Genomic DNA, 25,827 nt, shown 5'->3' with positions numbered 1-25,827 from the left:
TCGGCATGCGGATCGTCGACGTCAACGAATTCTACTCGCCGACCGGCGGTGGCGTGCGGACGTATATCGACCGCAAGATGGGGATCATGGCCGATCTCGGACATGAGCTGATCGTGATCGCGCCGGGGCGCGAACCGGGCATCGAGGAACGCCCCGGCGGCGGGCGCGTGATCACCGTCCAAACCGGGCATCTCCCGCTCGACGCCAATTACGGAATCTTCTGGGATGGCGCGCCGGTGCTCCGGTTGCTCGACCAGCTGCAGCCCGACGTGGTCGAGACGTCATCGCCGTGGCGGCTGCCATGGGTCGTCGGCAAATGGCAGGGGAATGCGGTCAAGGCGTTCTTCATGCACAATGACAATATGGCGGCCTATGCGCTCCGCTGGCTCGAGGGGCTCGCGCCGCAGGAGCGGATCGAGCGCGCGTTCAACTGGTACAGCCGTTACATGGACAGCTTCCTCGTCCATTTCGACACGGTCGTCACCAATGGTCCGGCACTCGAGAAGCGGTTGAAGAACCGGGGCGTGCGAATCGACGTATCGATGCCGCTGGGGATCGAGCGCGGACATTTCTCGCCCGAGCTGCGCGACGAACGGCTGCGCGCGGCATTGCTCGCGCAGTGCGGCCTGCCGGCGACCGGGCATCTGCTGCTCGGGCTCGGGCGACACCATCCCGAGAAACGCTGGCGGCTGGTGATCGACGCGGTCGAGCGCGCCGGGTCGGAGCTGCCGGTCGGGCTGATGCTGCTCGGCAATGGCGTCGAAAGCGCGAAGATCGAGGCGCGGATCGCGGGATCGCCGCACATCCGCATGTTCCGCCCGGTCTATGACCGCGAACGCCTCGCACGGATCGTCGCGAGTTGCGACGCGCTGATCCACGGGTCGGAAGCCGAGCCGTTCGGGCTGGTCGCGTCCGAGGCGATGGCGGGCGGCTTGCCGCTGATCGTCCCCGATACCGGCGGGTGCATGGAAGTCGCCGATCCGCTGTCGTCCGAATTCTACACCGCGCGCGACGCGCAGAGCGCGGCGAGCGCGATCCACCGGCTGTTCGCGCGCGACCCGCGCGTGCTGCGCCGCGCCGCGCTGGTTGCGGCAACGAAAGTTCGCAGCGACCGCGAGCATACGATCGAGCTGATGGACTATTACCAGGGTCTGGTCGACGCCAAGCGCGCGGGGCGGCTGCTCAGGGCTGCCTGACATAGAGGCGGAAGCGCGGCGACGCGACCGGCTCCAGCCGATAGTGATGCGCGATCGCCCAATGCTCGAGCCGGGCATCGAGCGCGGGGTTTCCGCTGGTCCACTTGGCCTCGCCGCCGATGAGGATGGCGGCAGGCATCAACGTATCGCTTCGTTTCACCGTCCCCGGCGAAGCGCGCAAGGGAAGCCTGCCCAGGGCATCCAACCGATCCCCCGAGACGAGGTGCAACCCCGCCTCCGCCCCCGGCGCGACGAGCGCGTGGCTGCGAAAATAGAACGGCCCCGTCGCAAAGCGCCGATCCGGCAACCGCCCGGTCGCGGCCAGAAACTGTGGCGACAGCGTCGCAACCGGTCCCGCCACCCCCGCCCTATCAAGCGCTGCCCGCACGGCCCGCCCGTCGCGCAACGCGGCCAGCACCGGCAATCGCCCGGTTCCGCCATCCCCACCGACGATCAACCCGGCAACCGTCGGCGCAAGCCCTGCACACCCGAACACCACCGCCACGAACCGCACCCAGCGCGCCGGCGGCCGCTGCTGCCACGCCAGCGCGAGCAATACGAACAGCGGCGGCAGCATCGGCAGCAGATATTGCCGCCAGGTTGGAAACGGCAGCACCGCTGCGACAAGCCCCGCCGCCGCCATCACGGCGATGACCGGCAATCGCCGCCATCCCCCGCGCGCCGCAAGCACCAGCGCGAGCAGCGCCGGCCCGAGTGCGAGGAACTTCAGCGCATCGACCGCCTTGGCCAACCATGACAATTTCCACGGTGCCGTGCGGTAATATTCGGCGGGCGCGCGCGCGGGAAAGGTGAGCGTGCCGAACACGAAACCGGCGGGCGCCTGCGCCCAGGTCCAGCCGACCAGCGCCACGATCGGCAACGCCCCGGCAAGGACCGCAAGGGGACGATGCCGCCGATCGAACAGCGCATAGATTCCATAACCAACCGCCGGCAGCGCATAGGAAATCTTCGCCGCCGTCGCCCCGGCCAGCAGCGCCCCCGTCAGCACCCCGCCCAACGTGCCACCACGTCCCGCAGCCGCGCGGACGATCAGCACCAGCGCGCCCCCGAGCAGTGCGGCGGGCAAGGCATCGTTGCGCGCGGTTGCGATGCTGAACAGGAAGGCGTCGCACGTCGCGAACAGCACCGCCGCCCAAAACGCGATCCGCGCCCCCGCCCCCGCCTCACGGCTCGCCCGCCAGACGCACCCGACCAGGGCCGCCCCCAGCACCACATTGGTCAGCCGCAGCACCGGCCACGCCCATGCCCCCGCGACCCAGGCGAGCGGCGCGAACAGCAACGGCTGGAGCGGGGTCTGCAGATAGGCGTAATCGCGATACGGCAGATACCCATGCGCGCTCAGCACCGCTGCGGCGACATACTGGCTTTCGTCGTGATCGATCGGTCGCAGCAGCGCCAGCAGCGCGAACACCACGAACACCGCGGCGAAAAGCCGGAGCGGCAGACCGATACGCACGGGAACGGTTGGCTCCATCCCGCAGGCGCTAGCATGCGGTTTCGGTACTGTCACGAACACGCCATATCCGCGCGGCAAGAGCGGCGTTGTATCAGCAGGAGCCTCAAGATGACCGCCCAGATCGACCGCCGCTCACTCCTTCTGACGGGGTCGCTCGGCCTCGGCGCGTTCGCGGTGCCCGGCTTCGCGCAGAGCCCCAACGTCACGCAGGCACGCGGCTTCACCCATTCGGTCGCGAGCGGCGAGCCCGGCAGCGACACGATGCTGCTGTGGACCCGCTATGTCCCCGCGACCGGCGACACCGCCGAACTGCGCGCCGAAATTGCGGAAACGCCCGATTTCGCCCGCATCGTTTCGGGCGGCGCGCAGATCACCGGGGCGTGGCGCGATTTCACCGCCAAGATCACGGTCGACAATCTCAAGCCCGGCACGCGCTATCATTACCGCTTCGTCGCGCCCGATGGCACATTCTCGCCGGTCGGAACGACCAAGACGCTCCCGGTCGGCCCGGTCGAGCGCTTCCGCACCGTCACCTTCTCCTGCTCCAACATGCCGTACGGCTATTTCAACGCCTATGCGCACGCCGCCGCGCGCGACGACATCGATCTCGCGATCCATCTCGGCGACTATTTCTACGAATATGAAACGGGTGATTATCCCGCGGTGAAGGACCAGGTCGCCGGGCGCGTGCCCCTCCCCACGACCGAGCTGCTGCATCTCGCGGATTACCGACTGCGCTATGGCAGCTACCGCAGCGATCCGGACCTGATGGCGCTCCACGCCAGGCATCCGATGATCGTCCAGTGGGACGATCACGAATCGTCGAACGACAGCTGGGAAGGCGGGGCGCAGAACCACCAGCCGAACGAAGGCGACTGGAATGCCCGGCGGGCCGCGTCGATCACGGCGTATCGCGAGTGGATGCCGGTCTCCGACGAGCCGTGGAAGGCGTATGAGATCGGCACGCTCGCCACGCTGTTCCGCACCGAGACGCGGCTGCTTGCGCGGACGAAACAGCCCGACGTCGCGCCCTTGTTTGCCTCGACCGACCCGACCGCCGCGCTGAAAGCATTCCGCGACGGCGCTTGGATGGACCCCGGTGTCACTATGATGGGGTCGCAACAGGAAAGCTGGCTGGCGCATGCGATGGCCGGGTCGGTCAGGCAGGGGCAGCAATGGCAGGTCGTCGGCTTCGGGACGATCATGGGGCAGACGGTAATGCCGGCCGAGGCGATGAGCTGGCTCTCCCCCGATTCGCCGGAGCGCGCGCGCGGCTATCTGCTCGCTGGGGTGGCAGCGGCGAAGGTCGGGCTGCCGTTCAACTACGACAATTGGGGCGGCTATCCCGCAGCGCGCGCACGCTTCCTGCGCAAGGCGCAGGGCCTCGGCGCGAACCTCGTCGTGCTGTCGGGCGACAGCCACAATGCCTGGGCCTATGATCTCGGGCAGGACGGCAAGCCCGTGGGCGTCGAGTTTGCCGGGCATGCGGTCACGTCGCCGGGCTATGAAGCGGCGAGCCGGACCGACCCCAAGATCGTCGCAGCGGCGCTGGTCCGGGCCAACCCTGAGCTCAAATGGTGCGACACCAGTCGCCGCGGCTACATGGCGATGACGCTGACGCCTGCAACCGTCAAAAACGACTGGATCATGGTCGACACGATCAAGGCGAAGTCTTCCGCCGGTCGCGTCGGGCATAGCGCGACGGTCCACCGCGGGCGCAATATCATGGCGTGAAGGTTGCCGTTCCGCGCCCGCTGCGGCACACCGGGCGCAGGCCCGGGGGTGGCCGCGGGGGGCACAGGAATTGCGCGTAACGATCAAGGACGTGTCGCGGGTGTCGGGCGTGTCGATCAAGACCGTCTCGCGCGTGCTCAACAACGAACGTTATGTCGGCGCGGAAACCCGCGCGCGGGTCCAGGCGGCGGTGGCAGACCTCAAGTTCCGCCCGAGCACCGCCGCGCGCTCGCTCGCCGGGCGGCGCAGCTTCCAGATCGCGCTGATCTGCGACAACCCCAGCCCCTATTACGTCTACGAAATGCAGTCGGGAATCCGCGACCGCTGCGTGCAGGACGGGGTGCGGATGATCGCGCAGCCGTATGACCGCAACGCCACCACCCTGCTCGACGAGCTCGAAAGCCTGGTCGACGCGACGCATGTCGACGGGCTGATCCTCACGCCCCCGGTGTCGGACAATCCCGACGTGCTCGACCTGCTCGCGCGGCGCGGGGTGCGGTTCGTGCGGGTCTCGCCCGGGAGCGGCCCCGAGCTTGGCCCCGCGACCTTCATCGACAATGAGGCCGCCGCCGGAGTGATGACCGCGCATGTCCTCTCGCTCGGGCATCGCCGGATCGGGTTCATCGCGGGGCACCCGAGCTATGCGACCAGCGCGCAACGGCTGCGGGGCTATGCGCGCGCGCTGAGTGTGCAAGACGTTGCGTTCGACCCCGCGCTGGTCCGTGACGGAAGCTACGACTTCGCCTCGGGCGCAGCGGCGGCGGCGGTGCTGCTCGACCTGCCCGAGCCACCGACCGCGATCTTCGCGTCGAGCGACGACATGGCGGCGGGGGCGCTGACCACCGCGCATCGGCGCGGACTGAAGGTCCCCGAGCAGCTCTCGATCGCGGGGTTCGACGATACCGAGATGGCGGGGTTCGTCTGGCCGCCCCTCACCACGATCCGCCAGCCGACGCGCGACATGGCGTATCAGGCGGCGGACCTGCTGCTCGCGCCGGTCGAGGCGGACGCGCCGGCGGAGCAACGCGAGCTGCCGTTCGAGCTGGTGGTGCGGGAATCGACCGGGCCGGTCGCGGGTTCACGCTGAACCGCCACCGCGGACCGTTCGGTTGACTGCGGCGGGCGGCGACGGAAGGTCGTGGCCGCGATCGGCATCCGAACCGCCATCATTCCTGCTTTCGCCAATTCCGCCAGACGCCTAAAGCGCGGTTCATGACCAGTATCCGTCGCGTTCGCCCAGCGCTTGTCGCTGCCGCCACCCTGTTCGCCGCGAGCAGCGCAGCGCCTGCCGCTGCCTATTGGGAATATGGCCACCAGACGATCGCGCAGATCGCCGAGGCCAACATTCGCCCGCAGACCCGCATCGCGATCCGCCGCTTGCTCAAGCAACAGGCGCTGCTCGAGACGCCGACCTGCAAGGCGGGGACGATGACCGAGGCAAGCACCTGGGCGGATTGCATCAAGCCGATCAAGGGCGCGGACGGCAAGCCACGCTTCGGCTATGCCTACACCTGGCATTTCCAGGACGTCAGCATCTGCCGCCCCTTCTCGCTCACCGACGCGTGCAAGGACGGCAATTGCGTCTCGGCGCAGATCACGCGCGATGTCGCCACGCTCAAGGACCGTCGTGCCCCGGCGAAGGACCGCGTCGAGGCGCTGGTGTTCCTGATCCACTTCGTCGGCGACCTGCACCAGCCGCTCCATGCGGGCGAAAAGGACGACAAGGGCGGCAACGACGTCAAGGCGTCGTACGACCATTATGCCCCGCCGCGGCTCAACCTCCATTCGGTGTGGGACGGGCTGCTCGCCGAGCGCGCGATCACGTCGGGGCCGGGGCTGGTGCACCGCTACGCGCCCGCGGTGCGCGCGAGGATCGCGGCGGGCAACGTCACCGACTGGAGCCGCGAAAGCTGGCAGGTCGCGCATGACTCGACCTACGCCAGCGTAATGGCGGACCCATGTGCGCCGACCCCCGAACGCGTGACGCTCGACGAGGCGACGATCGAGACGCTGGTTCCGGTCGCGCGGCTCGAGGTCGAGCGCGGCGGACTGCGGCTGGCGAAGCTGCTGGATGCGGCGCTGGGGTAAATCGCACGAGGCTCGCCTCCGAACGGTTGAGGTGGTGCCCCTACCCTCGCCCGCCCCAACGCCAGCTCCAGCCGCCACGCGTCTTGCGGATCGCCACCAGCGCGAACAGCAGCAACAGCGCGACCAGCACCCCGATCCGCGCGACGCGGTTCGGCATGCGGGTCATGTCGAGCACCGCAAGCGCCACGAATCCGAGCGTCAGCGCCCAGCCCTGCCATGTCACCGGGGTCGCGCCGATCCCGAACGCCTTGGGCGCAAACCAATAGCCATCGTCTGAATTAGCCATCGTCATTCTCCTTGGGTGGCCGCCCGCGGCGGGGCGGATTCGGCACGTCCAGCTTTACCCCCCGCCGCGCGAGGGCTTCGCGCAGCAGGCATTCGACCTGCGCGTTGACGCTCCGCAATTCGCCCGCCGCCAGCCGTTCGACCGCCGCATGGAGCGCGGGGTCGAGCCGGAGCGCGAACGCCTTCCTGGGCGGAGCCGTCACGGACCCGCGCCTATTGGTACAGCGAGCCGGTGTTGACGACCGGCTGCGTATCGCGCTCGCCGCACAGCACGACCATCAGGTTGGACACCATCGCCGCGCGGCGCTCGTCGTCCAATTCGACCACACCCTTTGCGGACAACAGGTCGAGCGCCATCTCGACCATCCCGACCGCGCCCTCGACCAGCGTCTTGCGGGCGGCGACTACTGCCTGTGCCTGCTGCCGCCGCAGCATCGCGCCCGCGATCTCGGGGGCATAGGCCAGATGCGTGAAACCGCATTCGTCGACCGTGATCCCCGCCGTCACCAGCCGCGCGATCAGCTCGGTGCGGAGTTCCTGTGCGACGTGGTCATGGTTGCCGCGCAGCGTGACTTCCTGATGCTCGTAATCGTCATACGGATAGCGCGCGCCGATCGTGCGCACCGCCGCCTCGATCTGGACGATCACGAACGCCTTGTAATCGTCGATGTCGAACAGCGCCTGCGCGGTATCGGTGACACGCCAGACAACCTGCGCGGCGATCTCGATCGGGTTGCCGCGCAGGTCGTTGACCTTGAGTCGCTCCGAAATCATGTTGTTCGCGCGCAAGGAGACGCGTTTGCGCCCGAGCCACGGCAATACCCATCGCAGGCCGGTCTTGCGATCGGTCCCCTTATACGCGCCGAACAGCGTGATCGCGGTCGCCTGATTGGGTTGCTGCATGTAGAAACCGCCTGCAACGAACACGCAGACCAGCGCCGCGGCGGTGATCATCACACCGCCGAAATCCGACTCCTGGCTAAGGCCGGTCACACCGAACGCGGCCAGCCCGATCGCGGCAACCATCACCAGCAACATCGCGTACCCGCTCGACGTCGTCGCCGCATGTTCGGCGGACAAGGTGAGCGCGGTGTTGCGTGCGATCGACTCGGACATGCGGACCTCCCGGTTTATTATGATATCATATTTATATCATTTTGGGGTGTGACGCAATCGGGCGGCGGCGGCGGCCGTGCCCACCCGTCATCCTGAACGTGTTTCAGGATCCACCGGTGTCCGCACCCAACGCCTGCAGAGTCCGCGGCGCGGTGGATGCCGAAACGCGTTCGGCATGACGGCGGTGTGGAGTCAGAGAGTGCGCCCCACCGCCGTTCGGGCTGAGCGTAGTCGAAGCCCCCTGCGCAGCGCATGCCCTTCGACTGCGCTCAGGGCGAACGGGAGGTGACGCAAAAAGGGCGGCGTCCTCCCGGACACCGCCCTTTCCCAACCGATCCGCAAACGGATCAGTTCAGGACGATCGTCACCGCGCGACGGTTCTGCGCGAGGCTCTGCTCGTCCGAGCCGAGCGCGATCGGGCGCTCCTTGCCGTAGCTGATCGTCGAGATCCGCCCCGCCGCGACACCGCGCGCAGCAAGATAGTTCTTCGCCGAATTGGCGCGACGGTCGCCGAGCGCGAGATTGTACTCGCGCGTGCCGCGCTCGTCGCAATGGCCTTCGAGGCTGACCGTCACGTTCGGATATTTGGCGAGCCACGCCGCCTGGCTGTCAAGGATCGCGCGGGCAGGCGAGTCGATGTCATAGCTGTCGAGCGCGAAGTTGACGGTGTTGCTCGTGACCGAGCGTTCGAAATCGGCGCGCGAGCCCGGCGTGATCACGCCGTTGGCACCGGCATTGGGATCGACCGGCGCGGTATCGCTCGGCGCGGGCGGAATGACGGCGGGGCGCTTCTTGCTGCACGCCGCAGTGGCGAGCAGCGCGGTCGCGATCAGGATCGAGGTCGTTACTTTTGCCATCGGGATTCTCCTTGGGGAATGGAAACGAACACATCCGGTTACACGACAGGATTACACATCGTCCGGCGCATGCATGAAAATCGCTATCAGGGGCGTAACGGTCCCCACGCCGGATCGGATCCATCGAGCACGGTCGGCACGCGCCGCACGTTGACCCCGGTGAGATCGACCGACCACAGATCCGCCTTGCCGCTGCCGCCGCCGGTCGAGCGGAAGAACATCAGCACGCGGCCGTTGGGCGACCAGCTCGGGCCCTCGTCCTGCGATCCGTCGGTCAGCAACTTCTCGTTGCCACCCGCCGGGCTCATCACGCCGATGCGGAACGATCCACCGATCTTGGTATAGGCGATCAGGTCGCCGCGCGGGCTCCACACCGGGGTCGCATAGCGCCCCGAACCGAAGCTGATCCGCTGCTGCTGCGATCCGTCCGCGTTCATCACGTAGAGCTGCTGCGTCCCAGAGCGATCGCTCTCGAACGCGATCCGGCTGCCGTCGGGCGAATAGGTGCCGCCGGTGTCGATCGCGGTGGACTGGGTCAGCCGCTGCGGCGTGCCGCCGCTCAGGGGCACGCGGTAGATGTCGGTATTGCCCGCGCGCGCCATCGAGAACAGCACCCAGCGACTGTCGGGCGAAACGCGCGGCGCGAAGGTCAGGTCGTTGTTGGCGACGAGCAGTTTCTGCCGGCCCGACGCCAGATCATAGACATAGATCGCGGGACGATCGTTGAGATAGCTCATGTAGACGATCGAGCGCTGGTCGGGCGACAGCCGCGGAGTCAGCGCGATCGCCTGGCCGTTGGTGAGGAAGCGGTGGTTCTCGCCATCCTGGTCCATGATCGCGAGCCGCTTGATCCGGTGCCCCTTGGGGCCGGTCTCGGAGACATAGACGACGCGGCTGTCGAAATAGGGGCCTTCCCCGGTCAGCTTGGAATAGACCATGTCCGCGCATTTGTGCCCAGCACGCCGCCAGTCGCTCGGTGGGACGACATAGCCGGCCCGCGCGATCTCGTTGCGCGAGGTGACGTCATACAGATAGCAGCCGACCGTCAGCGTCCCGTCGCCGGTCGCGCGGACATAGCCCTGCACCAGCGCGGACGCCCCCGCCCCGGTCCAATACTCGAACGTCGGCGCGGTCACTTCGGAGAAGGCGACCGGCTTCACCCCCGCCTCGAGCGGTTTGAACAGGCCGGAATTGCGCAGGTCGGTCGAGATGATCTTCGACAGCTGGACGCCGAGCGCATCGGTGCGCCCCGCGGGCGTATCGACCGGCTCGGTCGTCGGCATCGTCGGCACCGCGATTCCCAGCGGTGCGGCGATCCCGCCGACGACGTCGACGACGAGTTCGCCCCCCTGCTGAGAATTGGGTTGCTGGGGGTTGGCGGCCCCGGTCTGTGGCGCAGGTGCTGGTTGCGGCGCGGGCGCATCCTGCGCCGCCGCGGTCCCCGCGATCAGCGCGGCACCGGACACCGCCAGCAGGGTCTTGAGCATCATCTTGGGAAGCATCGGCAATTCCTCAGCCCGGAAGTTTGTAGCGCAGGGCAAACTTTTTCCACCCGTGCGGCACGTCGTAAAGCTCGGGCGGAAGACCGCGGAGCGGCGCACACCCTGTAAAAGTCGCGATCGCGTTGCGGTCGACCACGTCGACATACCGCCGATTCTCATCATCAACGCCGAGTCGGTCATCCGAAATTGTTGGTCGAGCGGCAAGCGATCCATCGCGGTTAAGCAGCAGGTGTACCAGCACGATGATGCGCGACGCACCCGGACCCGGAATGGGCTGACGATCCGCGCATGGCTGAACCTGTCGCTTGATCGCCGAACCGATATCGGCGGCCGCCTTGCCATTCATCGTCGCGCCGGGCGCGGCTTCGGACGCCTTGGCCTTGCTCGGGCTTTGCGTCAGCCCCTTGCGGAAATCGTCGTCGAGCAGCGATCCGGTCGCGCGCGCCTTGGTCGACTTCGCGTTCGCGCCATTGCCCTTCGCCGCCGCGCTCTTGCTGGCAGCGGCCTTTGCGGCGGCGGCGGCGGCTTTGGCAGCCTTCGCGTCCGCCACTGCCTTTGCGTCTGCTGCTGCCTTCGCCTGAGCAGCCTTGGCTTGCGCGGCCTTCTCCTGCGCCGCCTTGGCGAGGTCGGCCTTGCTCGGCTTGGCTTCGGCCTTCGGTTCGGGCCTGGGCTTGGGCTGCGGCTTGGGTACCGGAACGGGTTTCGGGACCGGCTTGGGCTCGGGCTTCGGCTGGGGAACCGGCTTCGGCACCGGCTTCGGCTGGGGTTTCGGTTCGGCCTTGGGCTGCGGCTGCGGCTTTGGCTGGGGTTGCGGCACCGGCACCGGCTCAGGCTCGGGCGCAGCCGCCGCTTCCTCCGCAGGCGGCGCGGCATCCTCGGGCGGGCCCGCATCGGGCGCGGCGGATTGCGCAGGCGGTTCCACGGCGGGCGGCGCGGTCTGCTCGAGCGCGACAGTGTCGACCAGCGATACGTCGATCGGCTTGGTTGCGGGCGGCGGCAGCTTGGCCGCGCTCCAGCTCAGCGACAGGATCGCGAACAGGACAACGTGCCCCAGCGCGGCAACGCCGAGCGCGATTCCCTCGCTGCGGGTCATCCGCCCGTCCATCTCAGTTGCCGTCCTGGCTGACCGTCACCAGCGCCACGCGGTTGAGCCCGGCGCGATTGAGTTCGCCCATCACGCGCATCACCTTGCCGTAATCGAGCTTGGTGTCCGCGCGCAGGAACACCTGCGGCGGCTTCGAGGGATCTGCCTTGGCGGCAAGCTGCGACAGGATGTCGGGGAGCATCGCGTCGCTCGCCAGATCCTTGCCGACGAACACCTTGCCTTCGTTGTCGATCGAGATCTCGATCGGCTTCTGGTCCTGGTCGAGCGCCTTGGCGCGGCTGTCGGGCAGGTTCACCGGCACGCCCGCGGTGAGCAGCGGCGCGGTCACCATGAAGATGATCAGCAGCACCAGCATCACGTCGACCATCGGGGTCACGTTGATGTCCGCCATCGGCGCGCGTCGACCGCGCCCGCGCTGCGAGGGGAGGTTCATCGCCATCGCTTAGCGCCGACCCTCGCTCTCGAGCTGCCGGCTGAGCGTCGCGTGGAAGCCGTCGGCAAAGCGGTTGAGCCGCGCCTCGATCCGGTTGATGCCGTGGCTGAAGCGGTTGTACGCGATGACCGCCGGAATAGCCGCGAACAGGCCGATCGCGGTCGCGAACAACGCCTCGGCGATCCCTGGCGCGACCACCGCGAGCGATGTGTTGTTAGCGCTGGCGATTCCCGTGAAGCTGCGCATGATCCCCCACACCGTGCCGAACAGCCCGACGAACGGCGCGACCGATCCGATCGTCGCGAGGATGTTGAGCCGGTCGGCCAGAATGTCGATCTCGTTCGCGACCGAAGCGCCCATTGCGGTTGCAAGCCGTTCGCGCGTCGCGCCGCGATCGACCTGACCGCCGACGGTCGAGCGCCGCCATTCCGCAACGCCCGCGACGAACACCCGCGCGATCGGCAGCTTGCTGTCGACATGCTCCTTGTAGAAGGCGTCGATATCCTCTGCCTTCCAGAACGCCTTTTCGAACGCCCCGATCTGGCGGCGGATCCCGCTCAGCTTGACCACGAACCCGATGATGATCGCCCAGGTCCACACGCTGGCAAGCAACAGCCCGATCATGATCGCCTTCACGACCACATCGGCCTGGAGGAACAAGGCGATCGGCGACATGCTCGCCGCGTCGGTATTCAGCATCATCTCGTTCACGACGTCTTTTCCCCTGATGGCATCTGCTTCGCACCCATCACTTGCTCGCCCATGACCTGCTCGCCCATGACCTGCTCGAACGCGGCGATCCATGCGCGCGGCTGGCGCACCGGTCGCCCGGCGGGCGAGACCAACGCCGCGGTCACTTCGGCCTCGGTGAGTATCTGGGCACCCAACATGACCTGTTGATGAATATCGACCGAAGCGGCGCGGATCTGGCGCAATCGCGTCACCACCACCAGCGCATCGTCGAGCCGTGCGGGCGCGCGGTAGCGGATCGACAGCGCAGTGACCGCATAGGCCCCGCCACCCGCTTCCTGATGCGCGCGCTGGTCGATCCCGGCGCGCACCAGCATGTCGGAACGTGCGCGCTCCATGTAGCGCAGGTAATTGGCGTGATAGACGATCCCCGAAAGATCGGTGTCCTCGAAATAGACGCGCAGCGGAAAGCGATGTTCGCCCCCGACGATCCGCCCGTTCGCGGGCGCGTCGAGCCCCTGCGTCGCGGGCACGACCGGGTCGCACGAGCGCTCGGCGCGGGCTGACCCCATCGGAACAGGCGTATCGGGATCGGACTGCGGCATTCCGTGTCGCTCTAGCGGCAAGCCGTCGGTACGAAAACCCCGCATGGCCCCGGCGATCCGGCTGGACGGGCGCAGGGTACCGCTTAAACAGAACAGATGACCGATTCAGCGCTGCGCATCCGGGGGCTTGCGAAGAGCTTCGACAAGCCCGTGATCCGGGATCTCGACCTCGATATCGCGGCGGGGCAACTCTATGCGCTGCTTGGCCCCAATGGCGCGGGCAAGACGACGACCTTGCGGATGGTCGCGGGTCTGGCCGTACCCGATGCCGGGACGATCGAGATCTTCGGGATCGACACCGCGCGCGATCCGCTGGGGGCGAAGGCGATCACCGCCTGGTTGCCCGACGAGGCGATGCTCTACGACAAGCTCACCCCGCTCGAATATCTCGCGTTCGTCGCGGGGCTGTGGCGGATGGACCCTGCCCGCGCCGCCGCCGAGGCTGACCGGCTGCTGCAATGGCTCGACCTGTGGGACCAGCGCGACACCCGCTGCGAGGGGTTCTCCCGGGGCATGAAGCAGAAGGTCGCGCTCGCGGGCGCGCTGATCCACGATCCGCGGCTTCTGATCCTCGACGAACCGCTGACCGGGCTCGACGCGACGATGGCGCGGCTGGTGAAAGATGCGCTCCGCGCGCAGGTCTCCGCGGGCAAGACCGTGATCATCACCACGCATATCCTCGAGGTCGCCGAGCGGATGGCGGACCGGATCGGGATCATCGCGGGCGGGCGGCTGCTCGCCGAGGGCACGCTGCAGGACCTGCGCGACCGCGCGGGGACCGAGGGGATGACGCTCGAGGACACGTTCATCCGCCTGACCAGCACGCCCGCGGTCGCCGCATGAGCCTGGCGCGCCCGGGAAGCTTTGCCTGGCTTGCGCTGCACGAATTGCGGCTCGCCTTCCGCGCGCGGCCGACCAAGGGGAAGACGCGCTGGATCGGCTATCTGCTGGTCGGTGGCTGGCTCGTGATCGGGTGCCTGGCGGGCTGGGCCCTTCGTAACAAAGCGATCCCCGTCCCGCCGGACGCGCTGATCGGCGTGCTCGCGGTCAGCACGCTCGCGCTCAGCTTCATGACCGCACAGGCGATGATCGGCAGCCAGCGGACTTTGTACGAACGCGGCGACCTGCCGCTACTGCTGTCCGCGCCGATTCCGGGGCGGAGCGTGTTGCTCGCGAAACTGCTCGGGATCGCCGCGACGATCGCGCTGACCTATGCGGTGCTGTTGCTGCCGATCGTGCTGCCGGTCGCGATCCTCGGGCATCCGCGGCTGTTCGGGCTGGTCGCGCTGCTGATTGCGCTCGCGCTGGTCGCGGCATCGCTCGGGCTCGCGTTGACGCTCGTCATCGCTGCGCTGGTCGGCCCGCGCGCGGCGCGCACCATCGGGCAGGTCGCGGCGGCGGTGCTGGGGGGGGCGCTGTTCCTGTTCACCCAGGTCCTGCCGCACAGCGAAGGGCGCACCAGCACCTTCACCGTGGTGTTCGAACGGCTGCGCGACGCCGGGATCGGCACGTCGGGGGTCAGCGGCCTGCCCGGTCACGCCGCGTTCGGCGATCCGCTTGCGATCGTGGTCCTGCTCGGCGTGGGGCTGGCGGCGTTCGCAGGGGCCGGCATCACGCTCGAACGGTGGTTCCTGTCGGGCTATTTCGACGGCGGCGCTAAACTCTCGCGCAGCCGCCCGACCGGTCGTGCGAGCGCGCGGCTGTTCCATGCCGGGCTGACCCGCACCGTATTCGCCAAGGAATGGCGGCTGCTCGCGCGCGACCCGGCGCTCGCGTTCCAGATCGTGCTCCGGCTGATCTACCTCGCGCCGCTGGTGCTCGGGCTGCTCGGTGGGCGGCATGCCGTCCCCATCCCCGCCGCGCTTGCCTTCGCCAGCGTATTGATCGCGAGCCAGCTCGTCGGCAGCTTCGCGTGGCTGACCGTCTCGGCGGAGGATGCGCCCGACCTGCTCCAGGTCGCCCCCGTCGCGCGCGCCACAATCGACCGTGCCAAGCTGCTCGCCGCGTTTGCGATGGCGGCGCCGTTCGCGCTGATCCTGCCGATCATGATTGCGCTGCAGACACCGCTCGGGGCGGCGATCACGCTGGTGATGACGGTGCTGGGCGGCGCGGCGGCAGGCTATGTCGAACTCAAGCTCGGCAAGCCCGGCAAGCGCGGCGCGTTCAACCGGCGGCGCTCGGGGTCGATCGTCGCGGGGATCCTGTCGCTCCTGATCGCGCTTGTGTTCGGCGGCGGTGCGGCGGCGCTGGTGTTTTGGGTGACCGGGGGGTTGGCGGGGGTACCGGCGTTTCAGTAAGGTATGCCGAGGTTACCGTCCATATTCCGCCAGCATCCGCGTCCCAGGATATCGGCCCGCAGATTTTGCGTGAGATTTTGCGTCACAGGTCGCGAGGTCGCAATCCAGTTCGATGGCAAGCGAGAGGTAGACGCAGTCCGCAAGCGGGTGCCCGAGTTCGAGCGCGATTCGCGCCGCACGCGCGACCCGATCGGTGGTGAGGCGGTGCAACGCGATCCCGCCATGGTCCCAGAACAGCATCACCCGCTCCAGTGCCGACCGTGCGTCGTCCGCAAAACCCTTGTCGCTGTTGGCGCGCCGGACGATCGCACCACTGACCTCGGTCAGCAGCAAGTCGGGCGCACAGATCGACCGGTCGAAATTCTCCAGAACGTGATCGCAAGATCCTGATCCTGTTCGCCGACGAACCACTTCGTCGCGAAACTCGCGTCGACGACGATCACCCCTCGTCGCGGATCTGGCGGATGATCTCGGTACTGTCGGACAACACGCCCCGTCGGGCGATCATGTCCCGATTGGCAGCTCGGAAGGTTTCGACGAACGAACGACTGCCGCGCGAACGCTCGTCCAACATCTGCGCGACCTCGTCCTCGGGCGAACGGTGGTTCTCCGCCGCGCGCAGCTTCAGCCGTTCAAAGACGGCGTCGTCCAGGTCCCGGATCGTCAGAGTCGCCATGCCCGCAACGTAGCAAATCGCACGCCGCTCGCAAACGCCCCGCCTTACGCCGCCCGTTGCGCCAGCGCCGCCGCCGCCTCGTCCATCAGGCTCGCGATGATCTCGGCGGCGGGTTCTTCCTTCGTCACCATCCCGACCGACTGACCCGCCATCACGCTGCCATGCTCGACATCGCCGTCGATCACCGCGCGGCGCAGCGCGCCCGCCCAATAATGCTCGATCTGCAACTGCGCCTCGAGCATCGCGACCTTGCCTTCGTCGAGCGACAAGGCAACTTCGCGCTGCTTGGCGGTGAACAGCTCCGCCCCCGCATTCTTGAGCGCGCGCACCGGTATCACGGGGAGCCGCGAGTCGAGCTGGACGCTCGCCACCGCATCGCGCGCCGAGGCGCGGAGGAACGCCTTCTTGAAATTGGCGTGCGCGATGCTCTCGGTCGCGCAGACAAAGCGCGTGCCGAGCTGGACGCCCGCCGCACCCATGTCGAGATACGCCGCGATCGCCTCGCCCCGGCCGATCCCGCCCGCGACGAACACCGGCACCTTGTCCGCGACCTCGGGGAGAATCTCCTGCGCGAGCACGCTGGTCGAGACCGGGCCGATATGCCCGCCCGCTTCCATCCCCTCGACGACGAGCGCGTCGACGCCCGAGCGGATCAGCTTCTTGGCGAGGCTCAGCGCAGGTGCGAAGCAGATCAGTTTCGCGCCGTCTGCCTTGATCTTGTCGATCGATCCCGTCGGCGGCAGCCCGCCCGCAAGCACGACATGCCCGACGGCATGCCGCGTGCACACGTCGATCAGGTCGAACAGCGCGGGGTGCATGGTGATGAGGTTCACGCCGAATGGCTTGTCGGTCAGCAACTTGGTCGCGGCGATCTCGCGGTCGAGCAGCTCGGGCGTCATCGCGCCGCACGCGATCAGCCCGAAGCCGCCCGCATTCGAGATTGCGGCGACGAGGTTGCGCTCGGATACCCACGACATCGCGCCGCAGACGATCGCGACCTCGCTGCCGAGGAACGCCGCGCCACGCGCCATGCGGCGCTGAAGGCGCTCTGCGCCGATCGAGGATGTCTGGTTCATGGGACCGGCCTAGCCTTCCCCGGGGGTTTCGGGCAAGGGCGCGCGGATGCGACAGGAAATTGGTGAACTCACCTTCGATACGCCCGGCCAGGGCCTGCACGACTGTACCCGCGCGGTGAACCGCTGGGTCGAGGCGACCGGGATCCAGACCGGGTTGTTGACGGTGTTCGTCCGGCACACCTCCGCTTCCCTGCTGATCCAGGAGAATGCCGCCCCGGCCGCACGGCGCGATGTGGAGCGCTATTTCGCGAAGATCGCGCCGGAAGACGCAAGCTACGAGCATGACGACGAAGGTGCCGAGGACATGCCCGCGCATCTGCGCGCAGCGCTGACCGCGACGAGCCTTTCGATCCCGGTTGCCAGCGGCGAACCGGTGCTCGGAACGTGGCAGGGCATTTACCTGTTCGAACACCGCCGCGCCCCGCACCGACGGCTGATCGCGGTGCACCTGATCGGGGAATGATCGGTACCGCCCCCGCGGGCGGGCGCGGAACTTAACCCCGTGCGAGACGCTACGCCCCCGACTTTCGGCATCTGGAGCAGCACCATGGAAATCGGTTTTGTCGGCCTCGGCCTGATGGGCAGCGCGATGGCGGCCAACCTCGCCAAGGCGGGGCACCGCGTCGTCGCGTGGAACCGCTCGCCGGTAAAGCCCGAGGATGCCCTCGGCGTGACGATCGGGACGCTCGATGACGTGCTCCGCAGCGAGGTCGTTTTCACGATGCTGTCGGAAGATGCGGTGATCCGCAGCGTCCTGCTCGATTCGGGCGCGCTCGACAGCGTCAAGCATGACCTGATCCATGTCGTCGCGTCGACGATCTCTGTCGACTTCTCGAAGGAGCTCGCCGCCGACCATGCGCAGCGCGGGATCGGCTATGTCGCCGCCCCCGTGTTCGGCCGCCCGGATGCCGCCGCCGCCGCGCAGCTCAACGTCGTCGTCGCGGGCGACGAAGCCGCGGTCGCGCGGGTCCAGCCGCTGCTCGAGGCGATATCGAGCAAGGTCTGGCCGCTCGGCCCCGACGCGAGCAGCGCCAACGCCGCCAAGATCGCGGGCAACATGATGATCACCATGGCGATCGAGGCGATGGGCGAAGCCTTCGCGCTCGTCGGCGACAATGGCGTCGACAAGGCTGCGTTCCTCGAGCTGATGACGGGCACGCTGTTCGGCGCGAAGGCGTATCAGAATTACGGACCGAAGATCGTGTCGGAGGATTTCACCCCCGGCTTCCGCATGAAGCTCGGGCTCAAGGACCTGCGCCTCGCGACCGAGCTTGCGGACGCGGCGAATGTGACGCTCCCCGTGCTCGACGCGATTCGCACGCGAATGCACGACGCGGTCGAGGACGGCATGGCGGACAAGGACTGGTCGGGAATCGCGGCACGGCCGTTTGCTGCGAAGCGATAGACCTGTTGTAGCCCGCCGACGGCAGCGCCTGCGGGCTGCGACGAAAGCTGAGGTTCGCCGTCTTCGAGCCGTCTTCCGCCGAGGTGACGGTCGGCGGCGATACGGTGGATGGAGCGGGCTCGACTCGATACCAGGGTAATCGACCCCGACACGATTTGATCGGGGAGAAATGTCGCCGGAACGGCGCAAAGCCGGGCGCTCCGCCGTGCTGATCGCGTCGTTTCGGTCACGCTTGAGCGCGCTTGCGGGCGCAAAGACGGTAAGATGCCATCACGGATTTCGCGCAAGCTCGAACCGTTTGTCGCGTCCCCCTCATCCCCCGGGATCACCCCAAGGACGATACCGCACACCCGATCCCGGGGCACGACGATCGCATGCCGTCATCGCGCGATCCGCGCGATGCGAAACGGTCCGCCCCGTCCGGGCGGGCGACGGCCAGTTCCGCGTCTTCCAACATCTCGGAGGATACCATGGCAACGAACTACACGATCTACCTCGTCAATCAGTCGTCGACGACCCAGACTTTCTGGTGCTTCCTGACCCCTCCAGCGGAATTGGCAGGCGACCCGAATGTCTTCGCCAACTCCAGCGCCTCGCTGGCGATCCCGTCGAATTATCCCGGCACGAACTCCTTCACCATTCCCGTCCAATACAGCGTCGGTGCCGGTGCGAGCAATCAGGCGGTCGGACTGGATGTCGAGATCAATTCGACGATCTCGCAACAAAGTAGCCTTACCCAGGTATGGGACGCGACCTACGGCACGGTTCCGCCGAAGATGGGCCCCAACCTGACCCTCTCCAGCAGCAAGGTCGGTGCCAACAGCCTGAAGATCGTAACGAACGCTTTCCCCCAGGATAATAACGAATCAAAAGGCTGGTACGCCAACCAGTCGTTCGGCATCGAAAGCGCATCCGGTTTCATGGGAATGACCTGGTCTCCGTCGCCCAGCCAGAGCCGCACCCTCACGCCAAAGCTCAGTTTCTATGTCAGCATCGGCTCTTTCGGCGATTCGACGCTGGCCGACTGGACGCAAGTCAGCAACGAAGCCGCGCTGCTCACGGTACCCAATTCGTTTAAGGCCGGGGCAGCCACGGTGACCCTGCTCAACGATGGCACCTGGTCCGTGACGCCCGGCAAACCGGCCAGCCTCACGCTGCTCGACAATCTGTCCCTCGTGAAGTCGGCGGCATTCCAGCAACTCACGGCGCTGGCCTATCTGTCGGATGGCACCTTGCAGCAGGACGTCGTCAAATCCGTCTTCTGGCCGACGCAGTTGGACGGCGTTGAATTGGTGGACGACGGATCAGGCGAAACGATCCTGTCCGGAAAGATGACGGTGGCCACGGCCCTGACCGCGGCCTTTGCGTTTTTCGTGATTGCGAGCATCAAATTCACCGTCAACAGCATCGTGGGCGGCACGACCGTCAACTTCACCTATGATGGCCCGCAGACGGCCACGACCATCAAGGAAACGGTGGTTGCGGGCGCGACCGCCGTCTTTGGCAAGGATGCCTGACCCTACCCTAACGATGTACGACGCGGTCGGCGCGCGATGAACGAGCCGTTTGCGGTCACCCCCGCACAGCGGATCCGAGCCGACCCGCGTTTCCCTGCGGTGGCTGCGACGCGACCCGTTGCAGCCACCGTCACTGTCGCCAGGACCAGCGTCCAGATCGTCGCAGCCGCCGATTATGCGATCGAACTGGTCGCAACGTTCGCCGCCGCCGACCCGGCCGGCGCGCAGACTCTGGTTGCCGGGCTGCAAACCGTCGACACGACCGTCACCATCGACTTCACCTCCGCCCTGCCCCTGTGGTGGTTTGCAGCAGTACAGAAAGCGGGTGAGATTGCCGCCAATACGACGGCTTGCGCGTATTCCAGCGATTCCGACATTTTCCAGATGCAGCTGAACAAGAGCATCACGCTGACCCATGACGGTACCGGCTGGCACATTCCCAGGTACGATGGGACGCTGTATACCGTTTCGGTCGGCTTCGGGCTCGGCGCCGAGATCGTGTATTTCGCGTACGCTGCCGTCGTTTCCCCGATGACATCGGTCCTGATCAACGCCGGTGGCTATGAACTGGCGCGGTCGAGCGGCGCGCAGACGATCGGCTCGACCATTACCGCCGATCAGGAGTCGTGGATCATGCCACTCGGCGGCGCGTATCGGCTGACGTTCGATGCGTCCGGGGACGGAACGTTGAGCAACCGGTGACCCGATCGGTACTCAATCAAAACCAGTCCAAACCACGCGGGTCAGGCGGCATCCTCGGCATCAAGCCCATAAGCGGTATGCAGCACGCGCACCGCGAGCTCGGTATAATCCTCCTCGATCAGCACCGAGACCTTGATCTCGCTGGTCGAGATCGCCTGGATGTTGATCCCGCGCTCGCCGAGCGTCGAGAACATCGTCGAGGCGACGCCCGCATGGCTGCGCATCCCCACGCCGACGACCGAGATCTTGGCGACGCGCGTGTCGTGGACCAGCTCGCTGAAGCCGATTTCGCCACGCCCCTGGTTGAGCACCTCGATCGAGCGCGCAAGGTCGGCGGCGGGCACGGTGAACGTCACGTCGGTCGATCCCGCCGCATGCGCGATGTTCTGGATGATCATGTCGACGTTGATGTTGCCCTTGGCGAGCGGCGCGAAGATCGCCGCCACCGCGCCGGGCTTGTCGGGGACCGCGATCAGCGTGATCTTGGCCTCGTTCTTGTCATGCGCGATGCCGGTGATGAGCTGGCGTTCCATATCGTCGATCTCCTCTTCGCCCACGATCATCGTGCCGGGTAATGTGTCCGCCATTGGAGCGTCCTCGCCCGTGAAGGACGACAGCACCTGGACGCGGACGCCTTCCTTCATCGCAAGGCCCACCGAGCGGGTCTGCAACACCTTCGCGCCGACGCTGGCGAGTTCCAGCATCTCCTCGTAGGTGACCTTCTTGAGTTTGCGCGCGCGCGGCACGATCCGCGGGTCGGTGGTATAGACGCCATCGACGTCGGTGTAGATGTCGCAGCGGTCCGCCTGCATCGCCGCCGCCATTGCGACGGCTGACGTATCCGAACCGCCCCGCCCGAGCGTGGTAACGCGGCCGTCGTCGTCGACGCCCTGGAACCCCGGGATCACCGCGACCTCGCCCGCGGCGAGGCTGGTTTCGAGTGCGGCCATGTCGATATGCTCGATCCGCGCGGACGCATGCGCGTCCGACGTCGCGATCGGCAGCTGCCAGCCAAGCCAGCTCCGCGCGGGCACGCCCGCCGCCTGAAGCGCGATCGCGAGCAAACCGCTGGTGATCTGCTCGCCCGCCGAGACGACGACGTCATATTCACGCGCATCGTACAGCGACGACGCCTCGCGGCAGAAGCCGACCAGCCGGTCGGTCTCGCCCGCCATCGCCGAAACGACGACCGCAACCTGGTTGCCCGCCGCGACTTCGCGTTTCACCCGCGCGGCGACCGAGCGGATCCGCTCGATCCCGGCCATCGAGGTGCCGCCGAATTTCATCACGATACGTGCCATGGTCCGGGTCACGAAGTCCTTGGGGTGGGGCTTGGGGTATTGGGGTGGTCCTGATAGAAAGCGGGTATGAATAGCGCAACCGTAACGTCTGTAACCACTATCGACCCGGCCGAGGCCAAGCACTTCGGTGCGATGGCGGCCGAATGGTGGGATCCCAAGGGATCGTCCGCGATGCTCCACCGGCTCAACCCGGTGCGGCTGGGGTATCTGCGCGCGCAGATCGACACGCAGTGGCATGGCGACGAAACCGGCTTCACGCCGCTCGCCGGCAAGCGCGCGCTCGATGTCGGGTGCGGTGCCGGGCTGCTGTGCGAACCACTGGCGCGGCTGGGGGCGGAGGTCACCGGGCTCGATGCGGCGGCGGAGAACATCGCGGCGGCGCAGGCGCATGCAGCCCTTTCGGGCCTCGCGATCGACTATCGCACCGGGAGCGTCGAGGATTTGCGGGACGCGACGTTCGATCTCGTCACCAGCCTGGAGGTGATCGAGCATGTCACCGATCCGGCGGGCTTCGTCGCCGGGCTGGCGCGCGCGCTTGCGCCGGGAGGGCTTCTGGTGCTGTCGACACCCAATCGCACCGCCTTGTCCCGCCTCGCGCTGATCACGCTGGCTGAAGGGACCGGGACGATCCCGCGCGGGACGCATGACTGGAACAAGTTCCTCACCCCCGACGCGCTGACACCGCTGGTCGAGGCCGCCGGGCTGCGCGTCATCGACGTGCGTGGGCTCGCGTTTTCGGTGGCCAAGGGGTTCGTGCTGAGCGACGACACCAGCCTCGATTATTTCGTGACGGCGGTGCGGGCCTGACGGGGCACGCCCCGCCCGCCGTCATCGGTCGGGTGCGAGTCAGCCGTCGCCGACGCGCTCGATATCCGCGCCGACCGCGCTCAATTTTTCCTCGAGCCGCTCATAGCCGCGATCGAGGTGGTATACGCGACTGACCTGCGTCTCGCCCTCGGCGACCAGCCCCGCGATGATCAGGCTCATCGATGCGCGCAGGTCGGTTGCCATCACCGGCGCGCCGACGAGCCGCTCGACCCCGCGCACGACCGCGGTGCGCCCCTGGACATGAATGTCCGCACCCATCCGCGCCAGTTCGGGCACGTGCATGTAGCGATTCTCGAAGATCGTCTCGGTCAGCGTGCTTTCGCCCGGCGCCATGCACAGCATCGCCATCAGCTGCGCCTGCATGTCGGTCGCAAAGCCCGGGAACGGCGCAGTCGATAGCGTCACCGGCCGCAACGGGCCGTTCGCTTCGACGAACAGGTTGTCGCCGCGCTCCTCGACGGTGACGCCCGCTGCACGCAGCGCGTCGATCGTCGCGATCATGTCGTCGGCCTTGACCCCGACCAGCTCGAGCGACCCGCCGGTGATCGCCGCGGCGCAGGCATAGCTGCCCGCCTCGATCCGGTCGGGCATCACGCGGTAGGTCGCGCCGTGGAGCCGGTCGACGCCCTCGATCTCGAGCGTGCTCGTACCGATGCCGGAAATCTTCGCCCCCATCGCGACGAGCAGGTTGCACAGGTCGACGATCTCGGGCTCGCGTGCCGCATTCTCGATCCGGCTGCCGCCCCTCGCCAGCGACGCCGCCATCACGACATTCTCGGTCGCACCGACCGACACGACCGGGAAGGTATAGCTGCCGCCCGAAAGCCGCCCGCCCGGCGCGCTCGCCTTGACGTAGCCCGCCGCCATTTCGAGCTGCGCGCCGATCGCTTCGAGCGCCTTCAGGTGCAGATCGATCGGGCGATTGCCGATCGCGCAGCCGCCCGGGAGCGACACCGTCGCCTCGCCCGCGCGCCCGAGCAGCGGGCCAAGCACGAGGATCGACGCGCGCATCTTGCGGACGATGTCGTACGGCGCCTCGGTCGCGGTCAGTTTCCCCGCGCGGATCGTCATCACCCGCCCGAAATCCTCGGGCCGCGCGCCTTCGATCCGGGTCGAGCAGCCGAGCTGGTTGAGCAGATGCCCGAAGCTGTCGACATCGGCGAGCCGCGGCAGGTTGCGCAGCGTCACCGGCTCCTCGGTCAGCAGCGCGCACGGCATCAGCGTGAGCGCGGCGTTCTTCGCGCCGGAGATGGGGAGACGGCCAGAAAGGCGGTTACCGCCCCGAATGAGAATACGGTCCATCGACCTCGTTTATCGTCTTGCCCCGCGCGCGCAAGCTGGCGTGCGCGGAATCACCCGATCGGTCGTCTCGTGGACACGCTTGATCGACTTTAATGCAAGGATACTGCCACACTGCTTTGTGGCCGGAGAACAAGGGGTGATCACCGCGTGCCACAAAGTTGTTTCGCCGAGCGTCTCGGCGATATGGTGGAGCTTACGACGCAGGAACGCGGCGCGCTCGACCGTCTGGAGGAGCGCGAGCGCGCCCTCAAGCGCAGCATGACGCTGCAGCGGGAAAACGACCGCGCCAACGAAATCTATATCCTGCGGCGCGGCACGATGATGAGCTCGGTGCTGCTCCACGACGGCAGCCGGCAGATCCTGCGCTTCCACTTCGCGGGCGATCTGCTCGCCGTGTCGAACATCATCTACAGCGACGCGACCGAGACGATCACCGCGCTGACCGATTGCGTCGTCTGCCCGTTCGAGCGGACCGCGCTCAGCACGGTGATGCTCGAACACCCGCGGATCGCCGCGCTGATCCTCGTCTACAACCAGATCGAGCGTGCCGCGCTGACCGATCGCCTCGCGGCGCTCGGGCGGACTTCGGCAAAAGCGCGGGTCGCGGCGATGCTGATCGAAATCCGCAACCGGATGCGGACGCTCGACCGGAGCGTCAGCACCAGTTTCGTGCTCGGGTTGACGCAGGAAGAGATTGGCGACGCGACCGGGCTGACCGCGGTCCATGTCAACCGCATGCTCCGCCAGCTCGAGGACGAGGGGCTGATCGCACGCGAAGCGGGCCGCGTCGAGTTCCTCAACGAGCGCGGACTAACCCGCTCGGCCAATTTCGTCGATCGCTATGCCGGGCTCGATCTCGGCTGGTTGCCCGCGGCGCGCTGAAGCCGGCGTATCGGGTGTCAGTTCCCCGGCGAAGGCGTGACCTCTGCGAAGTTATAGCCGTTCTCCCGCGAAGGCGGGAGTCCAGGAGTCACGAGAACTGTAAGCAGTTGCTTTGCTTAACCCTGGATGCCCGACTTCGCGGAAAAACGGCAAACGGAGGGTCTGCAAACCGTCCTACGCTAGGCTGCGCGGAAGGCTCGGATACGGTAGTACCCGACCACGCCTCCCCCCAACTGCCGTCATGCTGAACTTGTTTCAGCATCCACAGCGCAATGGGCACGGACCGGATTTGTGCCGCGGTGGACCCTGAAACAAGTTCAGGGTGACGCTGGACGTAGGTTTCGCAAAAGTCCGGCCCCCGCCGGGGAAGCCCGGTTCCTTGACCCAAAACCCAACGTCGACCGCCACAACGCTCAGGCCTTCTCCAGCATGCACTGGAGCGGATGCTGGTTCTGCCGTGCGAAGTCGAGCACTTGCGCGACTTTGGTTTCCGCGACTTCGTAGCTGAAGATCCCGCACACCCCGACGCCCTTCTGGTGGACGTGGAGCATCACGCGAGTGGCGGCTTCCATGTCCATGCGGAAGAACCGCTGCAGCACCAAAACGACGAATTCCATCGGCGTGTAATCGTCGTTGAGCAGCAGGACGCGGTACGGCGTCGGCTGCTTGGTCTTGGAGCGCGTGCGGGTGGCGACGCCAGTGCCCCCATCGCCATCGGAGCCATCGGTTCCGTCGTCGCGGCGTTCCGCCATG

28 protein-coding genes are annotated in these 25,827 nt (G+C 67.1%); 12 read left to right on the top strand and 16 right to left on the bottom strand.

Annotation, left to right across the window (positions count from 1 at the left end):
- Positions 1–5: 5 nt before the first annotated feature.
- On the top strand, positions 6–1,196 hold the full coding sequence (locus tag RI03_RS01575) for a glycosyltransferase (protein WP_026046362.1): 1,191 nt from the start codon (positions 6–8) through the stop codon (positions 1,194–1,196).
- Here the strand turns inward: RI03_RS01575 and RI03_RS01570 are convergent.
- Positions 1,183–2,673 carry a DUF2029 domain-containing protein gene (locus tag RI03_RS01570; RefSeq protein WP_010214702.1) on the bottom strand — a complete coding sequence of 497 codons (1,491 nt, stop codon included), beginning with the start codon at positions 2,671–2,673 and terminating at the stop codon, positions 1,183–1,185. The two genes, RI03_RS01575 and RI03_RS01570, sit on opposite strands and share 14 nt — an antisense overlap.
- Before the next feature lie 108 nt (positions 2,674–2,781).
- On the opposite strand from RI03_RS01570, the gene RI03_RS01565 reads away from it, so the two are divergent.
- The 3 genes from RI03_RS01565 (at position 2,782) to RI03_RS01555 (ending at position 6,495) form a co-directional block, all read left to right on the top strand.
- A complete protein-coding gene (locus RI03_RS01565) occupies positions 2,782–4,407 on the top strand; it encodes an alkaline phosphatase D family protein (RefSeq protein ID WP_010214701.1) in 1,626 nt (541 codons plus the stop codon).
- A 70-nt stretch (positions 4,408–4,477) separates the two neighbouring features.
- Positions 4,478–5,494 (top strand): LacI family DNA-binding transcriptional regulator, encoded by a 1,017-nt coding sequence (locus RI03_RS01560; RefSeq protein ID WP_037514589.1) that lies wholly within the window; start codon positions 4,478–4,480, stop codon positions 5,492–5,494.
- Positions 5,495–5,619: 125 nt separating this feature from the next.
- Positions 5,620–6,495 carry a S1/P1 nuclease gene (locus tag RI03_RS01555; protein ID WP_010214699.1) on the top strand — a complete coding sequence of 292 codons (876 nt, stop codon included), beginning with the start codon at positions 5,620–5,622 and terminating at the stop codon, positions 6,493–6,495.
- Between the two features lie 40 nt (positions 6,496–6,535).
- Here RI03_RS01555 and RI03_RS01550 read toward each other — a convergent pair whose 3' ends face one another.
- The 9 genes from RI03_RS01550 to RI03_RS01510 form a co-directional block, all read right to left on the bottom strand.
- Positions 6,536–6,781, bottom strand: a complete 246-nt coding sequence (locus RI03_RS01550; RefSeq protein WP_010214697.1) for a hypothetical protein — start codon at positions 6,779–6,781, stop codon at positions 6,536–6,538.
- Complete coding sequence (locus RI03_RS01545; RefSeq protein ID WP_010214695.1) at positions 6,774–6,983, bottom strand: toxin-antitoxin system HicB family antitoxin; 210 nt, start codon at positions 6,981–6,983, stop codon at positions 6,774–6,776. Before RI03_RS01545 ends, RI03_RS01550 begins: the two co-directional genes overlap by 8 nt.
- A gap of 10 nt (positions 6,984–6,993) precedes the next feature.
- Positions 6,994–7,896, bottom strand: coding sequence for an SPFH domain-containing protein (locus RI03_RS01540; RefSeq protein WP_010214693.1), 903 nt, complete (start codon positions 7,894–7,896; stop codon positions 6,994–6,996).
- 347 nt (positions 7,897–8,243) lie between these two features.
- Positions 8,244–8,753 carry a peptidoglycan-associated lipoprotein Pal gene (pal, locus tag RI03_RS01535; RefSeq protein ID WP_010214690.1) on the bottom strand — a complete coding sequence of 170 codons (510 nt, stop codon included), beginning with the start codon at positions 8,751–8,753 and terminating at the stop codon, positions 8,244–8,246.
- 86 nt (positions 8,754–8,839) lie between these two features.
- Positions 8,840–10,255: a Tol-Pal system beta propeller repeat protein TolB gene (tolB, locus tag RI03_RS01530; RefSeq protein WP_081504186.1), complete on the bottom strand. Its 1,416-nt coding sequence runs from the start codon at positions 10,253–10,255 to the stop codon at positions 8,840–8,842.
- 10 nt (positions 10,256–10,265) lie between these two features.
- A complete protein-coding gene (locus RI03_RS01525; protein WP_010214686.1) occupies positions 10,266–11,348 on the bottom strand; it encodes a hypothetical protein in 1,083 nt (360 codons plus the stop codon).
- 13 nt (positions 11,349–11,361) lie between these two features.
- Positions 11,362–11,799 (bottom strand): protein TolR, encoded by a 438-nt coding sequence (tolR, locus tag RI03_RS01520; RefSeq protein WP_010161331.1) that lies wholly within the window; start codon positions 11,797–11,799, stop codon positions 11,362–11,364.
- A 3-nt stretch (positions 11,800–11,802) separates the two neighbouring features.
- Positions 11,803–12,495: a protein TolQ gene (gene tolQ / locus RI03_RS01515; RefSeq protein ID WP_026046356.1), complete on the bottom strand. Its 693-nt coding sequence runs from the start codon at positions 12,493–12,495 to the stop codon at positions 11,803–11,805.
- A gap of 5 nt (positions 12,496–12,500) precedes the next feature.
- Positions 12,501–13,088, bottom strand: a complete 588-nt coding sequence (locus tag RI03_RS01510) for a YbgC/FadM family acyl-CoA thioesterase (RefSeq protein WP_010214684.1) — start codon at positions 13,086–13,088, stop codon at positions 12,501–12,503.
- A gap of 96 nt (positions 13,089–13,184) precedes the next feature.
- Between RI03_RS01510 and RI03_RS01505 the strand changes: the two genes are divergently transcribed.
- On the top strand, positions 13,185–13,931 hold the full coding sequence (locus RI03_RS01505) for an ABC transporter ATP-binding protein (RefSeq protein ID WP_010161335.1): 747 nt from the start codon (positions 13,185–13,187) through the stop codon (positions 13,929–13,931).
- Complete coding sequence (locus RI03_RS01500) at positions 13,928–15,385, top strand: hypothetical protein (RefSeq protein WP_010214683.1); 1,458 nt, start codon at positions 13,928–13,930, stop codon at positions 15,383–15,385. Before RI03_RS01505 ends, RI03_RS01500 begins: the two co-directional genes overlap by 4 nt.
- A 12-nt stretch (positions 15,386–15,397) precedes the next feature.
- Here RI03_RS01500 and RI03_RS01495 read toward each other — a convergent pair whose 3' ends face one another.
- From RI03_RS01495 to RI03_RS01485, 3 genes are read right to left on the bottom strand one after another with little or no spacing between them, the layout of a single operon-like run.
- Entirely contained in the window at positions 15,398–15,796 is a 399-nt protein-coding gene (locus RI03_RS01495) for a type II toxin-antitoxin system VapC family toxin (protein WP_138995579.1), read from the bottom strand.
- A 28-nt stretch (positions 15,797–15,824) separates the two neighbouring features.
- The gene (locus RI03_RS01490) at positions 15,825–16,061 is read right to left on the bottom strand and encodes a FitA-like ribbon-helix-helix domain-containing protein (protein WP_010214681.1); all 237 of its coding nucleotides are present in this window, start codon (positions 16,059–16,061) and stop codon (positions 15,825–15,827) included.
- Positions 16,062–16,105: 44 nt separating this feature from the next.
- Positions 16,106–17,137 (bottom strand): NAD(P)H-dependent flavin oxidoreductase, encoded by a 1,032-nt coding sequence (locus RI03_RS01485; protein ID WP_026046355.1) that lies wholly within the window; start codon positions 17,135–17,137, stop codon positions 16,106–16,108.
- A 46-nt stretch (positions 17,138–17,183) separates the two neighbouring features.
- Here RI03_RS01485 and RI03_RS01480 point away from each other — a divergent pair, with 46 nt between their 5' ends.
- From RI03_RS01480 to RI03_RS01465, 4 genes are all read left to right on the top strand, one after another.
- Positions 17,184–17,600 (top strand): secondary thiamine-phosphate synthase enzyme YjbQ, encoded by a 417-nt coding sequence (locus tag RI03_RS01480; RefSeq protein ID WP_010214677.1) that lies wholly within the window; start codon positions 17,184–17,186, stop codon positions 17,598–17,600.
- Positions 17,601–17,684: 84 nt separating this feature from the next.
- Positions 17,685–18,542: an NAD(P)-dependent oxidoreductase gene (locus tag RI03_RS01475; protein ID WP_010214676.1), complete on the top strand. Its 858-nt coding sequence runs from the start codon at positions 17,685–17,687 to the stop codon at positions 18,540–18,542.
- A 374-nt stretch (positions 18,543–18,916) separates the two neighbouring features.
- Positions 18,917–20,059 (top strand): hypothetical protein, encoded by a 1,143-nt coding sequence (locus tag RI03_RS01470; RefSeq protein WP_238542194.1) that lies wholly within the window; start codon positions 18,917–18,919, stop codon positions 20,057–20,059.
- A gap of 36 nt (positions 20,060–20,095) precedes the next feature.
- On the top strand, positions 20,096–20,761 hold the full coding sequence (locus RI03_RS01465; RefSeq protein WP_010214674.1) for a hypothetical protein: 666 nt from the start codon (positions 20,096–20,098) through the stop codon (positions 20,759–20,761).
- Between the two features lie 41 nt (positions 20,762–20,802).
- Here the strand turns inward: RI03_RS01465 and RI03_RS01460 are convergent, their stop codons facing one another.
- Complete coding sequence (locus tag RI03_RS01460; protein WP_010161345.1) at positions 20,803–22,062, bottom strand: aspartate kinase; 1,260 nt, start codon at positions 22,060–22,062, stop codon at positions 20,803–20,805.
- Positions 22,063–22,128: 66 nt separating this feature from the next.
- Here RI03_RS01460 and ubiG point away from each other — a divergent pair, with 66 nt between their 5' ends.
- Positions 22,129–22,869, top strand: a complete 741-nt coding sequence (gene ubiG / locus RI03_RS01455) for a bifunctional 2-polyprenyl-6-hydroxyphenol methylase/3-demethylubiquinol 3-O-methyltransferase UbiG (RefSeq protein ID WP_026046354.1) — start codon at positions 22,129–22,131, stop codon at positions 22,867–22,869.
- A gap of 39 nt (positions 22,870–22,908) precedes the next feature.
- On the opposite strand, the gene murA is transcribed toward ubiG, so the two are convergent.
- Positions 22,909–24,192 (bottom strand): UDP-N-acetylglucosamine 1-carboxyvinyltransferase, encoded by a 1,284-nt coding sequence (gene murA, locus RI03_RS01450; RefSeq protein ID WP_010214672.1) that lies wholly within the window; start codon positions 24,190–24,192, stop codon positions 22,909–22,911.
- A gap of 183 nt (positions 24,193–24,375) precedes the next feature.
- On the opposite strand from murA, the gene RI03_RS01445 reads away from it, so the two are divergent.
- Positions 24,376–25,074 carry a Crp/Fnr family transcriptional regulator gene (locus RI03_RS01445; protein ID WP_010214671.1) on the top strand — a complete coding sequence of 233 codons (699 nt, stop codon included), beginning with the start codon at positions 24,376–24,378 and terminating at the stop codon, positions 25,072–25,074.
- A 413-nt stretch (positions 25,075–25,487) separates the two neighbouring features.
- Here the strand turns inward: RI03_RS01445 and clpS are convergent, their stop codons facing one another.
- Complete coding sequence (gene clpS, locus RI03_RS01440; protein ID WP_010161350.1) at positions 25,488–25,826, bottom strand: ATP-dependent Clp protease adapter ClpS; 339 nt, start codon at positions 25,824–25,826, stop codon at positions 25,488–25,490.
- Between the last annotated feature and the right edge of the window lies 1 nt (position 25,827).

The sequence above is a fragment of the Sphingomonas sp. PAMC 26621 genome, from assembly GCF_000251145.1.
In the GTDB taxonomy this organism is placed as follows: domain Bacteria; phylum Pseudomonadota; class Alphaproteobacteria; order Sphingomonadales; family Sphingomonadaceae; genus Sphingomonas.
The sequence above is the reverse complement of the archived record's forward strand: the minus strand, read 5'-3'. Positions and strand labels throughout refer to the sequence as shown.

Coding starts and splice junctions, on each gene's coding strand:
- RI03_RS01575 (WP_026046362.1), top strand. CDS start 6: ATGCGGATCGTCGACGTCAACGAATTCTACTCGCCGACCGGCGGTGGC.
- RI03_RS01510 (WP_010214684.1), bottom strand. CDS start 13,088: ATGCCGCAGTCCGATCCCGATACGCCTGTTCCGATGGGGTCAGCCCGC.
- RI03_RS01490 (WP_010214681.1), bottom strand. CDS start 16,061: ATGGCGACTCTGACGATCCGGGACCTGGACGACGCCGTCTTTGAACGG.
- RI03_RS01460 (WP_010161345.1), bottom strand. CDS start 22,062: ATGGCACGTATCGTGATGAAATTCGGCGGCACCTCGATGGCCGGGATC.
- murA (WP_010214672.1), bottom strand. CDS start 24,192: ATGGACCGTATTCTCATTCGGGGCGGTAACCGCCTTTCTGGCCGTCTC.
- RI03_RS01470 (WP_238542194.1), top strand. CDS start 18,917: ATGCCGTCATCGCGCGATCCGCGCGATGCGAAACGGTCCGCCCCGTCC.
- RI03_RS01565 (WP_010214701.1), top strand. CDS start 2,782: ATGACCGCCCAGATCGACCGCCGCTCACTCCTTCTGACGGGGTCGCTC.
- RI03_RS01525 (WP_010214686.1), bottom strand. CDS start 11,348: ATGACCCGCAGCGAGGGAATCGCGCTCGGCGTTGCCGCGCTGGGGCAC.
- RI03_RS01500 (WP_010214683.1), top strand. CDS start 13,928: ATGAGCCTGGCGCGCCCGGGAAGCTTTGCCTGGCTTGCGCTGCACGAA.
- RI03_RS01465 (WP_010214674.1), top strand. CDS start 20,096: ATGAACGAGCCGTTTGCGGTCACCCCCGCACAGCGGATCCGAGCCGAC.
- RI03_RS01505 (WP_010161335.1), top strand. CDS start 13,185: ATGACCGATTCAGCGCTGCGCATCCGGGGGCTTGCGAAGAGCTTCGAC.
- tolB (WP_081504186.1), bottom strand. CDS start 10,255: ATGCTTCCCAAGATGATGCTCAAGACCCTGCTGGCGGTGTCCGGTGCC.
- RI03_RS01445 (WP_010214671.1), top strand. CDS start 24,376: ATGGTGGAGCTTACGACGCAGGAACGCGGCGCGCTCGACCGTCTGGAG.
- pal (WP_010214690.1), bottom strand. CDS start 8,753: ATGGCAAAAGTAACGACCTCGATCCTGATCGCGACCGCGCTGCTCGCC.
- ubiG (WP_026046354.1), top strand. CDS start 22,129: ATGAATAGCGCAACCGTAACGTCTGTAACCACTATCGACCCGGCCGAG.
- RI03_RS01485 (WP_026046355.1), bottom strand. CDS start 17,137: ATGAACCAGACATCCTCGATCGGCGCAGAGCGCCTTCAGCGCCGCATG.
- RI03_RS01540 (WP_010214693.1), bottom strand. CDS start 7,896: ATGTCCGAGTCGATCGCACGCAACACCGCGCTCACCTTGTCCGCCGAA.
- RI03_RS01555 (WP_010214699.1), top strand. CDS start 5,620: ATGACCAGTATCCGTCGCGTTCGCCCAGCGCTTGTCGCTGCCGCCACC.
- RI03_RS01475 (WP_010214676.1), top strand. CDS start 17,685: ATGGAAATCGGTTTTGTCGGCCTCGGCCTGATGGGCAGCGCGATGGCG.
- clpS (WP_010161350.1), bottom strand. CDS start 25,826: ATGGCGGAACGCCGCGACGACGGAACCGATGGCTCCGATGGCGATGGG.
- tolR (WP_010161331.1), bottom strand. CDS start 11,799: ATGGCGATGAACCTCCCCTCGCAGCGCGGGCGCGGTCGACGCGCGCCG.
- RI03_RS01550 (WP_010214697.1), bottom strand. CDS start 6,781: ATGGCTAATTCAGACGATGGCTATTGGTTTGCGCCCAAGGCGTTCGGG.
- RI03_RS01480 (WP_010214677.1), top strand. CDS start 17,184: ATGCGACAGGAAATTGGTGAACTCACCTTCGATACGCCCGGCCAGGGC.
- tolQ (WP_026046356.1), bottom strand. CDS start 12,495: ATGATGCTGAATACCGACGCGGCGAGCATGTCGCCGATCGCCTTGTTC.